Genomic DNA, 13,097 nt, shown 5'->3' with positions numbered 1-13,097 from the left:
CTTTGTCGACGGTGAATCTTTAATACTGCATTAAATAATGATAACCGTTGTTAACAAAGTGAGCCTTTTTTACGCCTGCAGCTCCAGCCCGGCGAGCCGTCTCCAGTAGCCGTTGCAGTCGCTGTTTGCCGTCAGCGGCAGCGGCGCGGCGCCGTTTTCATTGGCGCGGAAGGCGTCCAGCATCGCGAACACGCCGGTATCCAGCGGCGACAGCCGAACCATATCCACCAGCCCGTCCATCGACGCCAGCTCGTTGCCGAGGTTATAGACATAGCCGCTCATGGTCTGAATACCGTTGAGGACAAACACCTGCTGATTCTCCTGCGACAGCATGCTGCGTCCGTTCGGGTACTTGATGCAGCAGGTTTCGCATTCGTCTTTCGGGCGGTCTTCCGAGCGCGCGGTGAAGCAGCGGGCGGAGTAGGCCAGCGGCAGATGGCCGTAGCTCAGGACTTCCACTTCAAACTGATTGCGAATGCCCAGCTCGTCGCACTGGTTAAGCAGGTTTGCCAGCCAGTCGCGGGAGAGTTCCACCGGCATGCACCAGCGCGTCATTCCCTGTTTGAGCAGCAGGCGCAGGGTGACGGCGTTGTAGCAGTTGAGGGCATGACCCGCGACGAACGGCAGCCTGCGTTCAGCGCACATGTTCACCACGCCCAGATCGCTCGCTTCCAGCAGGAACTCGCCGTTTTCGACGTAGCGCTTCAGCTCGCCCAGTTCGGAAGACGCCTGCACCAGCGCGAGCGTGGAGAGCACCACCTGCTTGCCGCTGCCGGCAAGGCTCTTTGCCATATCCAGCCAGTCGCCCACTTTGGTGGAGCGGCGCTTGCTGCACACCGCTTCGCCGAGGTAAATCACGTCGGCGCTGCTGGTCGCGGCCTGTTGGTAAAAATCTTCCAGCGTCTCTTTTGGCCAGTAGTAGAGCACCGGTCCTAATGAATATTTCATGATTTTCTCACTGCCATTTACGGTGATACGCGCCAAGCGTGGTTTGCGTGCCTTCGGACATCGAACCAAGCGTTTCCATCCAGGCCTGCTGTGGTGCGTAGTTCTGCGGGTCCGCCATGCAGCGGTCGATGGCCTGACGCCACACTTTCGCTACCTGGCTCACATAGGCCGGGCTGCGCTGACGTCCTTCAATTTTCACCGAGGCAATATTGGCCGCCAGCAGTTCCGGCAGCAGCTCCAGCGTGTTGAGGCTGGTCGGCTCTTCCAGCGCGTGATAGCGCTCGCCGTCGACCAGATAGCGGCCTTTACACAGGGTGGGATAACCGGCGTTTTCACCGTCCTGGTAGCGGTCAATCAGCACCTCATTCAGGCGAGATTCCAGCCCCTGAGGGGTCTGCTGCCAGCGAACAAAGCGGGCAGGAGAGCAGGCCCCGACGGTATTCGGCGATTCTCCGGTTAAATAAGAGGAAAGATAGCAGCGGCCTTCGGCCATGATGCACAGGCTGCCAAAGGCAAAAACCTCCAGCGGTACTGGCGTGACGCGCGCGAGTTGCTTAACCTGATGAATAGAGAGCACGCGCGGCAGCACCACGCGGGCCACGTCAAAGTGTTGATGATAAAAACGTACCGCCTCTTCGTTGGTGGCAGATGCCTGAACAGAGACGTGGCGCTCAATATGGGGATAGCGTTCTGCCGCATACTCAAGCATGGCGAGGTCGGCCAGGATCAGCGCATCGGCACCCAGCTGTGCTGCCATATCCACCGCGCGCTGCCAGCGGGCGTAGCCGTCAGGATGAGCAAAGGTATTGATGGCGATATGCAGCTTGCGGCGGTGCTGGTGAACGAAGTTAACGGCTTCCTGAAGCTTTTTCTCCGTAAAGTTGAGGCCAGCAAAATGGCGGGCGTTGGTGTCATCTTTCAGCCCGATATAGACCGCATCGGCCCCATTTTCGATGGCCGCCTTAAGCGCCGGAAGATTTCCGGCAGGGCAGAGCAGCTCCATAATTTATCCTGATGTAGTCGATCGCAAAATTGTTAACGAGCTGGGATTTTAATTAACCCATACGCGACAATTTTTGATTTAAGGCAGCTAATGGCGTATTGATGACACCAATAATGAGGTACGGCTGACGACGGTTTGTTGATTTACGCCGCTATGTTGCGCTTCGGATATGGCAAAATAGCAGGACTATAGATATCAGGGAGTAAAGCTCGTGCTGGATAAACTGCGTTCACGTCTCGTACAATTTGGTCCATCAATGCTGAGCGTGCCGGTCAAGCTGGCGCCGTTCGCGCTAAAACGCCAGGTGCTGGAACAGGTCCTGAGCTGGCAGTTCCGCCAGGCGCTGCAGGACGGCGAGCTGGAATTCCTGGAAGGCCGCTGGTTAAGCATTGAGGTGCGTGACATCGGGCTGCGCTGGTTTACCTCCGTTGAGAATGACCAGCTGATCGTACGCGAATCCGCCGACGCGGATGTGAGCTTTAGCGCCAACGCCAGCGATCTGCTGATGATCGCCGCGCGCAAGCAGGATCCGGATACGCTCTTCTTCCAGCGCCGTCTGGTAATTGAAGGCGACACGGAGCTGGGCCTGTACGTGAAGAATTTAATGGATGCCATTGAGCTGGAGCAGATGCCAAAAGCGCTGCGCGTGATGTTAATGCAAATGGCAGATTTCGTTGAGGCAGGGCTGAAAACCCCGCCGGACGGTAAACACACTTCAGTAGGTGAGCCATGCTGATTCGAGTCGAAATTGGGATTGATGCGCCGGGGATCGATGCGTTGTTACGCCGCGCCTTTGCGAGCGATGCCGAAGCCCAACTGGTCCACGACCTTCGCGAAGACGGCCTGATTACGCTGGGGCTGGTTGCCACCGATGACGAAGGTCAGGTGGTGGGCTATGTTGCCTTCAGTCCGGTCATCGTTCAGGGCGAAGAGCTGCAGTGGGTAGGCATGGCGCCGCTGGCGGTAGATGAAAGCTATCGCGGGCAGGGTCTGGCGCGCCAGCTGGTCTATGAAGGGCTGGATTCGCTCAATGAGTTCGGTTACGCGGCCGTTGTCACGCTGGGCGATCCTGCGTTCTATGGCCGTTTAGGCTTTGAGCAGGCCGCGCATTACGATCTGCGCTGCCGCTGGCCGGGTACGGAATCCGCTTTCCAGGTCCATCGCCTGGCGGACGACGCGCTCAACGGCGTCAATGGCCTGGTCGAGTATCACGACCATTTCAATCGCTTTTAATCAGGCTCTCGCGCAGCGCCTCAAAGGAGCCGTCTCCGGTCACGAGGCGCTCTTTCTGGCGCTTCGTCAGCTGCTTGATGCGGTATTCCAGCCTGAGCGCCAGCGAACGGTCGCCGACGGCCGCTGAGAAGGCGAGCTGTAATTCCCCTTTCCCCCGCAGCGCCTTTGCCCCTTTCCCCGTTTGATGTTGTAAAAAACGCCGCGCCACATCGGTGGTGATCCCGGTGTAGAGTGCGTTATCAGCGGTTCGGACAAGATAGAGAAACCAGCACACGGTAAACGGATTCAGTATGTTAAGGTGAACGCACCATAGCATGAGAGAGAACGAAAATGGAAACACTGGCCGCCATTAACCGCTGGCTGGCAAAGCAGCATGTTGTCACCTGGTGCGTCTATGACGAGGGGGAGATGTGGTGCGCAAATGCATTTTACTACTACGATCCTGAGCGCGTGGCTTTTTATGTCATGAGTGAAGACAAAACGCGTCATGCGCAGATGACCGGCCAGCAGGCAAAGGTGGCAGGCACGGTAAACGGCCAGCCGAAAACGGTCGCGCTGATCCGCGGCGTACAGTTTAAAGGGGAGATCCGTCGTCTGGATGGTGAAGAGAGCGACGCGCGCCGTAAGCTCTACACGCGCCGCTTTCCCGTTGCCGCTGCGCTAAAAGCCCCGGTGTGGGAAATCCGCCTCGATGAGCTGAAATTTACCGACAACACCCTGGGCTTTGGCAAGAAGCTGCACTGGTTACGCGCCGAGGAGGCGTAGCGCTTCGCGGTTAAACGCCGGGAGATCGTCCGGGGTTCGGCTGGTGATCAGCTGGTCTTTGTCGTTGACCACCTCCTGATCGTAAAACTCGGCCCCCGCGTTTTTCAGATCGATAACGATCGGTTTCACGGCGGTAAGCTTACGCCCGCGGACCACTTCTGCGCTGATGAGCAGCTGCGGGCCGTGGCAGATGGCAAAGACCGGTTTGCCGGTCGAGACAAAGTCTCGGGTGAAGGTCACGAAGCGCTCGTCCCCGCGCAGGGAATCCGGGGAATGGCCGCCGGGTAACAGCAGAGCGTCGAAATCTGAGGGGCTAACGTTATCAATGCTCTCATCGATGGTCACGGTCGCCTCGCCCTTATGGCCTGTCACCGTTTTACCCGCCTCTTTCTCAATGGTGATGACCTCATGTCCCGCCTTGCGGAACGCCTCTGCTGGAGAGGTGAATTCTGAATCTTCAAACTCGTCGGTAATCAAGACTGCGATTTTCTTGCCCATGCTTCCTCCGTTGTTTTGGCTTCAGACTGATTTTTCTCCGCTTGTGGTAAATACTTACCTGTAACAGACTTCTAAGTGTGGTCGACGACGCTGAGTTCGCAAACGGACAATTCTGTAAAGGGGAAAAGATGAGTCAGGTATTGATTACGGGTGCTACCGGGTTAGTGGGCGATCATCTGCTGCGGCTGCTGATTCAGGATCGCCGCGTGAACTATATCGCCGCCCCGACGCGTCGACCGCTGGCGGACTTATCCGGCGTCTTTAATCCGCACGATCCTCAGCTGACCGACGCGCTGGCGCAGGTGCAGGATCCCATTGATATCGCCTTTTGCTGTCTGGGCACCACGCGGCGGGAGGCGGGCAGCAAAGAGGCCTTTATCCACGCCGACTACACGCTGGTGGTGGATACCGCACTCACGGCGAAAAAGCTGGGGGCCAAACATTTTCTGGTGGTCAGCGCGCTGGGCGCCAGTGCCGGGTCGCCTTTCTTCTACAACAAGGTAAAGGGCAAGATGGAGGATGCGCTGATTGCGCAGAAATGGGAGCAGCTGACGATAGTGCGCCCTTCGATGCTGATCGGCCACCGGGATGAACGCCGGTTTAACGAGTCGATATTTGCCCCGCTGTTTCGCATTCTTCCCGGCAACTGGAAATCCATCGAGGCGCGGGACGTCGCGCGCGCGATGCTAAAAGAGGGGCTGGCCCCGTCGAAAGCGGGTGTTAACATTATCCCTTCGGCAAAACTGCGTGAAATCGCGCAGGGCGAGGCGTAAACTCCCCCGGCTAATAACCTAATACTCTCCGGGGAATGCTATGACTGGTCAGTCTTCATCTCAGGCGGCAACACCTGTCCAATGGTGGAAGCCCGCACTCTTCTTTCTCGTGGTCATTGTTGGCCTCTGGTACGTGAAATGGCAGCCGTACTACGGCAAAGCCTTCACCGCCGCCGAAACGCACAGCATCGGTAAATCTATTCTCGCACAGGCTGATTCCAGCCCGCTGCAGGCGGCGTGGGACTATGCCATGGTCTACTTCCTTGCCGTCTGGAAGGCCGCCGTTTTAGGCGTCATTCTGGGCTCGCTGATTCAGGTGCTTATCCCCCGTAACTGGCTGGTGAAAACCCTTGGGCAGCCGCGCTTTCAGGGCACGCTGCTGGGGACGATTTTCTCCCTGCCGGGGATGATGTGTTCCTGCTGCGCCGCGCCCGTGGCCGCAGGGATGCGGCGTCAGCACGTGTCGATGGGCGGCGCGCTGGCGTTCTGGATGGGGAACCCGCTGCTCAACCCGGCGACGCTGGTGTTTATGGGCTTTGTGCTGGGATGGCATTTTGCGTTCATCCGCCTGGTCGCCGGGCTGCTGACCGTGCTGGTGGTGGCGACGCTGGTGCAAAAACTGGTCAAGGATTCTGCCGCAGAACCCGCAGCCGTTGAGCTGGACGTCAGCGAACCGCAGGGTGGCTTCTTTGCGCGCTGGGGCAGGGCGCTATGGCAGCTTTTCTGGAGCACCATCCCGGTCTATATCCTGGCGGTACTGGTGCTGGGGGCGGCGCGCGTCTGGCTCTTCCCGCATGCGGATGGCGCTATCGACAACACGCTGATGTGGGTCATTGCGATGGCCGTTGCGGGCTGCCTGTTTGTGATCCCAACGGCGGCGGAAATCCCGATTGTTCAGACCATGATGCTGGCCGGTATGGGCACCGCGCCGGCGCTGGCGCTGCTGATTACGCTGCCGGCGATAAGCCTGCCGTCGCTTATCATGCTGCGTAAGTCGTTCCCGGCGAAAGCGCTGTGGCTGACCGCAGGGCTGGTGGCGTTGAGCGGGGTGATGGTGGGCAGTATTGCGTTGATGTAAAAAAAGCCCGGTGGCGCTGGCGCTTACCGGGCCTACAAAAAAATCCCCTCAAGCGAGGGGATTTTTTTTATTTGATGTAAGTAAACGCGGTGGTGACGTGCTTCACGCCGCTCACCCGGCTGGCGATATCCGCCGCCGCTTTCCCTTCACGGTCGGTCACCAGACCCAGCAGGAACACTTCGCCGTTTTCAGTCGTCACTTTCACGTTGGAGGATTTCACCTGGTCCGAGCCCAGCAGCTGGGAACGCACTTTGGTGGTGATCCAGGTATCGGAAGAGGCGTCACCCAGGCCAATTGGCTTGCCCTGGCGCACTTCGTTAAACACCTCTGTGGTCCCTTCGACGCCCATCGCAATCTGTTTCGCGCGAGAGGCGAGCTCCAGATTTGGCGCCTGGCCTGCCAGCAGCACTTTGCCCTGATAAGCCGTCACGTTGATACGCGCTTCTTTCTTGATTTGTTCGTCTTTCGACAGCGCACTGTTGACGCGCAGCTCCAGCGTACCGTCATCCACCTGTGTCCCCACGGTGCGTGGATCGGTTGCCGCTTTGGTGCCTACCGCGGCGGTACCCACAACGGCCGCAGCGATACATCCCTGAAGCAGTAATGCAGACATAAGGACTGCGAGGGTCGATAAAGCCTTCATAAGAACTCCTTAATCATCCTGGTGAGGGAAAAGCGTGTTATCGATCAAATCACATAAGCAGTTCACCGTAAGCATATGCATCTCCTGAATACGCGCGCTTCGGTGAGAAGGAATGCGGATTTCCACATCCTGCGGCCCAAGCAGACCCGCCAGCTCACCCCCGTCATAGCCGGTTAAGGCCACGATGGTCATGTCGCGGGTGACGGCGGCTTCAACGGCTTTGACAATGTCCCGGCTATTGCCGCGCGTGGAGATGGCCAGCAGCACATCTCCCGCATGACCCAGGGCTCGCACCTGCTTTGCGTAAATTTCGTCATGCAGACGATCGTTAGCAATTGCCGTTAAGACCACATTATCGGTATTAAGTGCAATGGCGGGTAAACTCGGGCGTTCTGTTTCAAAGCGATTGATCATGCTGGCAGCAAAATGCTGTGCGTTGGCGGCTGACGTGCCGTTGCCACAACAGAGGATTTTGTTGCCATTAAGCAGGGATTGCACCAGCGTCATTGCGGCACGCGAGATAGCATCCGGAAGGGCTTCCGCCGCGGCAATCTGAGTCTGGATGCTTTCTGTGAAGCACACTTTAATTCTTTCGAGCACGTTATCCCTTTTAAATCTTAATTATGCGTCTTCGCCAAAAGCGTTTTTAAGCCATTCGATCTCATTTCCGGTGAAGGCTATCACATCGAACCGGCAATCCACAGTATCAAAGCTCCCATTATGGCGGGCAAGCCACAAGTGGGCAGTCTGTAATAATTTATGTTGTTTGGCGAGCGTCACGCTGGCGGCAGCACCGCCAAAACGGGAGGACTGTCGAAAACGGACTTCTACAAACACGATGACCTGACCCTCTTTCATGATCAGATCAATTTCGCCGCCGCGCCCGCGGACGTTAGCGGCGATAAAGCGCAGTCCTTTGCCTTCAAGCCAGCGACGCGCCTTTAACTCCCACGCATCGCCGGTCTCTTTACGGCTTAACTGGCCGGGACGATTTGCCCCTGCTGGTATTTGAGCCATGATAACTTCCTGTTGATCACGCAGTCCTGAGTCGCGGTCAGATCGCCGGTGTTGCCGTTAAGCTCAAAGCCCGGCACCTGACGCATCTGGGTAAAGTGGTTCGCCAGCGCCCATGCATCGACACCCATCGCATACAGACGCGCCAGCGAATAATCGTTACGTACGGTACTCAGCGCCTGCTGCATCAGCGCCGGGTTGCTGCCTGCCAGCATCGGGATTTCGCTGTACTGCAGACCGTCCATTTCCAGACGGAAATCCGGGCCTGCGGTGCCCTGCGCGCTGCGCGAGCTGGCGTAGAGCGTTGCGCCGCTCTGGCTGCCGTTACGCATTGCGATCATCGGTTTGATAAAGGCGATCTCCTGAGGCGTGGCAACGATATAGGCCGCATCCACTTTACCGCCACCGCTAATCTGCGCGTCGGTAGGCGGGGCAGGGATCGTCAGGCCGCCAATCGTCACGCCCTGCTGCGGCGGCAGACTCGCGGTGACAGGGCTGCCGTTGAGCGCGATACCCGCTCCACCGTTTACGCCCGCGCGCAGTTCAGAGACGGAACCGAATTTCTGCTGCAGCACCACGCCGCCGCCCAGCTTCTGCCACTCATCGGCAAAGGCGTTAGCCACGCGATCGCCCAGCGCGCTGCGTGGGATGAGCAGCAGCGGAGCCTGCTTACCCTGCTCGTGAATATGGCGCGCCGCATCGCGGGCTTCATCTTCAGGGGAAAGCGCGAAGTAGCAAATATTGGCCCGGTTCTGAACCTGCTCAGGCTGGTTGAGCGCCAGCACGTTCAGCGTGGTATTGCTCTTCATCAGCTCTTCCACGTTGTTTTTCAGCAGCGGACCGACAACGATGCTGGCCCCGTCCTGCTGAACCTGCGCCAGAACCTGGTCAAGCGGCTGCGAGCTGGTGTCGTAAATTTTTACCTCAGCGCCCGGGTTGGCGCTGGTGGTTGCCACGGCCTGCGGCTGAGCGGCAGGCTGGGCTGCGGGTTGCGCAGGCTGCTGTTGAGGCTGTTCTGCTGTCGCTTCAGGTGCTGGTGCCACTTGCGTCTCGGCCGGAGCCTGAGTCGCTGGTGCTGTAGTAGCCGGGGCTGCCGCAGCAGGTGCTGCTGTAGCCGGAGGCGTCGTCGGGGCCGTCACCGGGTTTTGCATCGTACCCTGCGCCGGCGCTTGCGCCGTGGTCAGATCGCTGGTCTCCGCTGCGGACGGGCTGACCACATCATTCACGTTAGCCGCCTGGGCCGCCTGCGCGGGAACCGCGCTGCCGGTTACCGAAGTGGTACCGTTTTTCGCGGCTTCAAAGCCCTGCTGAATGGTACGGCCAAACACCGCCGCCTGGCCGTTGAGCGGCAGAAGCAGGGCGATTTTGCTGGTGGACGCTGGCTTAAAGTTCTGCACGTTTACCAGCTGGGTTGGCAGCATTTTCGCCCCCGGGTTTTGCGGGTAGCGCGTCTGCCAGTCCGTAATACCGGCTTTCAGCATCTTTGGATCGCTGCGGTTGTTAAACCACATCTGCTGCAGATCCAGCCAGCCCTGAAGGACGTTTTCATCGGCGTTGATGACCAGAGCCTGCGCCTGTTCCTGAGTCATCGAGGCAAGCGCTTGCCAGGTGGCATCAATATTTTTCTGCTTATCGGCACCGCCGAGCAGCGGCTCTTGCGCGACGAGGGCACGGAGCAGCGTGAGAGAAGGACGTCCCTGCTCAGCGGTAATGCCCGCCTGCCAGAAGCGAGCCTGCTGATTTTTATCCAGCGCGCTCACGTCAATGTCACCGAGGGTCTTCTTCGCGGCGGCGTAATCTTTCAGCGCGACCTTCTGCTCGGCAGAGAGCAGGCTCTGCTCACGACGCTGGGCGTCGTTAAGATCTTTTGGCAACTGGTTAAACAGTTCGGCTGCCTGCTGGGTTTTACCCTCTTTCAGCAGTGCACGAATGGCGAGTAATTGCCAGTTGGTCTTGGTATCATTTGAACTCTGCGACATTTGTTGCAGATAAAAGCCAGAATCAGCCTGAGCAGATCCCTGAAGATGGGCGGTGCTCTGGTCAGGTGCCTGGGTGCCACAGCCTGCAAAGATCAGGGCTGCCAGCAGAAGTGGCACGCTGCGCGTGGCTTTTTTTCGAAGAAACGTTAACGGTACCATACTGTATCCAGTGATTTTTTTTACGCAATGCTCAATATTAAATCGGCAATACGGACGAAACAATGAAACAACACGAAACGGCAGATAATTCTCAAGGCCAGCTTTATATTGTACCTACTCCTATCGGGAATTTGTCTGATATTACCCAACGTGCGCTCACCGTACTGCAGGCTGTTGATTTAATTGCTGCTGAAGATACCCGCCACACCGGTCTGCTGCTGCAACATTTCGCGATTAACGCCCGTCTGTTTGCTCTGCACGATCACAATGAGCAACAAAAAGCCGAAACGCTGGTGGCGAAGCTGAAAGAGGGGCAGAACATTGCCCTGGTCTCCGACGCCGGTACGCCGCTGATCAACGATCCCGGCTATCACCTGGTGCGTACCTGTCGTGAAGCCGGTATTCGCGTTGTGCCGCTGCCGGGTCCGTGCGCCGCCATTGCTGCGCTGAGCGCCGCAGGTCTGCCGTCTGACCGTTTCTGCTATGAAGGCTTCCTGCCTGCTAAATCCAAAGGCCGCCGTGACGTGTTAAAAGATCTGGAAGCGGAACCGCGCACCCTGATTTTCTACGAATCCACGCACCGCCTGCTGGAGAGCCTGGAAGATATGGTGACCGTCTGGGGAGAAGCCCGCTACGTGGTGCTGGCGCGCGAGCTGACCAAAACCTGGGAAACCATTCACGGTGCGCCAGTGGGTGAACTGCTGGCGTGGGTGAAGGAAGACGAAAACCGCCGCAAGGGCGAAATGGTGCTGATTGTCGAAGGGCATAAAGCGCAGGAAGACGCGCTCCCTGCCGACGCGCTGCGCACGCTGGCATTGCTGCAGGCGGAACTGCCGCTGAAGAAGGCCGCTGCGCTGGCGGCGGAAATTCACGGCGTGAAGAAAAATGCGCTGTATAAGCATGCGCTGGAGCAGCAGGGGGAGTAAGCCCCTGCCGCCTGTTTTGCCGGGTGGCGGCTGCGCCTGACCCGGCCTGCAGATCGCTATGCGTCTTTTAGTCAACAGGTATCGCCTCAACCTGGACGGTTTGCGGCGTGTCCGGCGAGTTACCTGAATGCGGGATAGATGTGGTGCGAAAAATCACGTCACCGGTGCCGGGTTAAACACCGCCAGCTGATTATGTAATCCCCATTGATCCGAGAAGGTTTTCTTCCGCCCGCTGGCGACATCCAGAATGAAGTGGAACAGTTTCCAGCCCACGTCCTCAATGCTCTCTTCTCCGGTGGCGATGGTGCCCGCGTTGATGTCCATTAAGTCATACCAGCGGTTTGCCAGCTCGGTGCGGGTCGCCATCTTGATCACCGGCACCGCCATCAGGCCGTACGGCGTGCCGCGCCCGGTGGTAAAGACCTGTACCGTAATGCCGGACGCTACCTGCTGAGTACCGCAGACGAAATCGCTGGCCGGCGTTGCCGCGTAGATCAGGCCGCGCCTCGTCGGGCGCTGGCCCGGAGAGAGCACTTCCACAATCGCGCTCTGGCCGGATTTGGCAATGGAGCCGAGCGCTTTTTCCACTACGTTTGCCAGGCCGCCTTTTTTGTTCCCCGGAGACGGGTTGGCGCTGCGGTCGGTTTTGCCCATATCGAGATAGCTATCGTACCAGGCCATCTCCTCAAGCAGGCGCTTGCCGACCTCTTCATTAACGGCGCGCGGCGTAAGCAGATGGATGGCGTCACGCACTTCGGTTACCTCGGAGAACATCACCGTGGCGCCGCAGCCAACAAGCAGGTCGGACGCATAGCCCACCGCCGGGTTGGCCGTTACGCCGGAGAAGGCATCGCTGCCGCCGCACTGGGTTCCCACCACCAAATCAGACGCTGGGCAGGTTTCGCGCTGGCGCTTGTTGAGCTTATCCAGATGGCGTTCAGCCACCTGCAGGATATCGTCGACCATTGAGCGGAAACCCACGTGGCGTTCGTCCTGCAGACGCACGATGCTGGCCTCGTCTGCCGGAATGGCTTTGACATCTTCGGTGCCCTGCAGCAGGCGCTCTGGCTGCAATTTTTCACACCCCAGACCGATGATCATCACCTCGCCGCCAAAGTTCGGGTTGAGGGCGATATTGTGGATGGTACGGATAGGCACCACGGCAGCGGGGGCGTTAATCGCCACGCCGCAGCCGTAGAGGTGGTTCAGGCCCACCACGCCGTCGACGTTCGGGTATTTCGGCAGCAGATCGCGTTCGATGATTTTCACCACGTAATCCACTACGCCCGCCACGCAGTGCACGCTGGTGGTAATGCCGAGCAGATTCTTGGTGCCGACGCTGCCGTCCGCGTTGCGGTAGCCTTCGAAGGTATAGCCCTCCAGCGGAGGAAGCGGTTCCGGCACGCGGGTCGCCAGCGGAAGCGTGTTCAGCGGCGGCGCTTCCGGCAGCGCCACCAGCGACTCCTCAACCCAGCTGCCCTGCGGTATAGAGCGAACGGCATAGCCGATGACTTCACCGTAACGTACGATTTCGCTGTTAGCAGGGATATCCACCAGGGCGACTTTATGTCCCTGCGGAATATGCTCAATCAGTTCCAGCCCGTCCGGGAAGCGGGTGCCTGCTTTTAAGCCATTGTCGTTGACAATTATCGCCACATTATCGGTGTCGTGGACTTTTATATAAAACGCCGTCGGCGATGCCTGTCGAATTTCAATGTCGGCCATTGTTCAGTATTCTCCAGCAAAGTGTCTGATAATAAATTCAGCCAATTTTCTAATGGTAGAAATAAATACGCGGCTTTCAGAAATAAAGCATGTCAGCATAGGGGATATGAAAATGTGATCGCGATCGCTCCAGAACCAGTAATGCCTGATTCTGTGCATTAGCGCCCAGCGCCTTGTGCATATGCAAAAAAATTTATCGAAGTGTAACGCAATACTTGAGCATTAAAACAATGTGCGGTCGTGGATTGCGTCTTATACTGAATGACGATTTTATAACGCCAAAATACGTCGGAATAATAAATATAATGCTGGTGCGGTGTCTGAATAAATAAAATGATGCTGATATAGGCTGC

Annotated in this window: 15 protein-coding genes; 6 read left to right on the top strand and 9 right to left on the bottom strand. The window is 57.9% G+C overall.

The genetic code is table 11. The features are described 5' to 3' along the window. Positions 1 to 69: 69 nt before the first annotated feature. Entirely contained in the window at positions 70 to 948 is an 879-nt protein-coding gene (locus NWV12_RS19350) for a U32 family peptidase (protein WP_048981250.1), read from the bottom strand. Positions 949 to 955: 7 nt separating this feature from the next. Further along, positions 956 to 1,951, bottom strand: coding sequence for a peptidase U32 family protein (locus NWV12_RS19345; RefSeq protein ID WP_023309326.1), 996 nt, complete (start codon positions 1,949 to 1,951; stop codon positions 956 to 958). A 211-nt stretch (positions 1,952 to 2,162) separates the two neighbouring features. On the opposite strand from NWV12_RS19345, the gene NWV12_RS19340 reads away from it, so the two are divergent. Then, entirely contained in the window at positions 2,163 to 2,687 is a 525-nt protein-coding gene (locus NWV12_RS19340; RefSeq protein WP_029739636.1) for an SCP2 domain-containing protein, read from the top strand. Further along, positions 2,681 to 3,184 carry a GNAT family N-acetyltransferase gene (locus tag NWV12_RS19335; RefSeq protein WP_023309324.1) on the top strand — a complete coding sequence of 168 codons (504 nt, stop codon included), beginning with the start codon at positions 2,681 to 2,683 and terminating at the stop codon, positions 3,182 to 3,184. Before NWV12_RS19340 ends, NWV12_RS19335 begins: the two co-directional genes overlap by 7 nt. Here NWV12_RS19335 and NWV12_RS19330 read toward each other — a convergent pair. Next, positions 3,171 to 3,500, bottom strand: coding sequence for a GIY-YIG nuclease family protein (locus NWV12_RS19330; protein WP_023309323.1), 330 nt, complete (start codon positions 3,498 to 3,500; stop codon positions 3,171 to 3,173). The genes NWV12_RS19335 and NWV12_RS19330 overlap by 14 nt on opposite strands. 14 nt (positions 3,501 to 3,514) lie before the next feature. On the opposite strand from NWV12_RS19330, the gene NWV12_RS19325 reads away from it, so the two are divergent. Continuing rightward, positions 3,515 to 3,949 carry a YhbP family protein gene (locus NWV12_RS19325; protein WP_048981197.1) on the top strand — a complete coding sequence of 145 codons (435 nt, stop codon included), beginning with the start codon at positions 3,515 to 3,517 and terminating at the stop codon, positions 3,947 to 3,949. On the opposite strand, the gene NWV12_RS19320 is transcribed toward NWV12_RS19325, so the two are convergent. Then, on the bottom strand, positions 3,929 to 4,447 hold the full coding sequence (locus NWV12_RS19320; RefSeq protein ID WP_048981198.1) for a type 1 glutamine amidotransferase domain-containing protein: 519 nt from the start codon (positions 4,445 to 4,447) through the stop codon (positions 3,929 to 3,931). The genes NWV12_RS19325 and NWV12_RS19320 overlap by 21 nt on opposite strands. Before the next feature lie 128 nt (positions 4,448 to 4,575). Between NWV12_RS19320 and NWV12_RS19315 the strand changes: the two genes are divergently transcribed. Further along, entirely contained in the window at positions 4,576 to 5,220 is a 645-nt protein-coding gene (locus NWV12_RS19315; RefSeq protein ID WP_033146736.1) for an NAD(P)H-binding protein, read from the top strand. Positions 5,221 to 5,260: 40 nt separating this feature from the next. Then, complete coding sequence (locus NWV12_RS19310; protein WP_048981199.1) at positions 5,261 to 6,298, top strand: permease; 1,038 nt, start codon at positions 5,261 to 5,263, stop codon at positions 6,296 to 6,298. 67 nt (positions 6,299 to 6,365) lie between these two features. Here NWV12_RS19310 and dolP read toward each other — a convergent pair whose 3' ends face one another. Genes dolP through NWV12_RS19290 form a run of 4 tightly spaced genes read right to left on the bottom strand, consistent with a single transcriptional unit; the run spans position 6,366 to position 10,093 of the window. Further along, positions 6,366 to 6,941 (bottom strand): division/outer membrane stress-associated lipid-binding lipoprotein, encoded by a 576-nt coding sequence (gene dolP, locus NWV12_RS19305; RefSeq protein WP_029739641.1) that lies wholly within the window; start codon positions 6,939 to 6,941, stop codon positions 6,366 to 6,368. 9 nt (positions 6,942 to 6,950) lie between these two features. Next, positions 6,951 to 7,541 (bottom strand): DnaA initiator-associating protein DiaA, encoded by a 591-nt coding sequence (gene diaA / locus NWV12_RS19300; protein WP_003861754.1) that lies wholly within the window; start codon positions 7,539 to 7,541, stop codon positions 6,951 to 6,953. Positions 7,542 to 7,562: 21 nt separating this feature from the next. Continuing rightward, on the bottom strand, positions 7,563 to 7,958 hold the full coding sequence (locus NWV12_RS19295) for a YraN family protein (protein WP_025756731.1): 396 nt from the start codon (positions 7,956 to 7,958) through the stop codon (positions 7,563 to 7,565). Beyond that, complete coding sequence (locus NWV12_RS19290) at positions 7,916 to 10,093, bottom strand: penicillin-binding protein activator (RefSeq protein ID WP_048981200.1); 2,178 nt, start codon at positions 10,091 to 10,093, stop codon at positions 7,916 to 7,918. Before NWV12_RS19290 ends, NWV12_RS19295 begins: the two co-directional genes overlap by 43 nt. Before the next feature lie 62 nt (positions 10,094 to 10,155). On the opposite strand from NWV12_RS19290, the gene rsmI reads away from it, so the two are divergent. After that, positions 10,156 to 11,019: a 16S rRNA (cytidine(1402)-2'-O)-methyltransferase gene (gene rsmI / locus NWV12_RS19285; RefSeq protein WP_023309315.1), complete on the top strand. Its 864-nt coding sequence runs from the start codon at positions 10,156 to 10,158 to the stop codon at positions 11,017 to 11,019. Between the two features lie 153 nt (positions 11,020 to 11,172). On the opposite strand, the gene garD is transcribed toward rsmI, so the two are convergent. Continuing rightward, complete coding sequence (garD, locus tag NWV12_RS19280; RefSeq protein WP_048981203.1) at positions 11,173 to 12,744, bottom strand: galactarate dehydratase; 1,572 nt, start codon at positions 12,742 to 12,744, stop codon at positions 11,173 to 11,175. Between the last annotated feature and the right edge of the window lie 353 nt (positions 12,745 to 13,097).

The organism is Enterobacter sp. Crenshaw (assembly GCF_024734705.1).
Taxonomy (GTDB): Bacteria; Pseudomonadota; Gammaproteobacteria; order Enterobacterales; family Enterobacteriaceae; genus Enterobacter; species Enterobacter asburiae_B.
The sequence above is the reverse complement of the archived record's forward strand: the minus strand, read 5'-3'. Positions and strand labels throughout refer to the sequence as shown.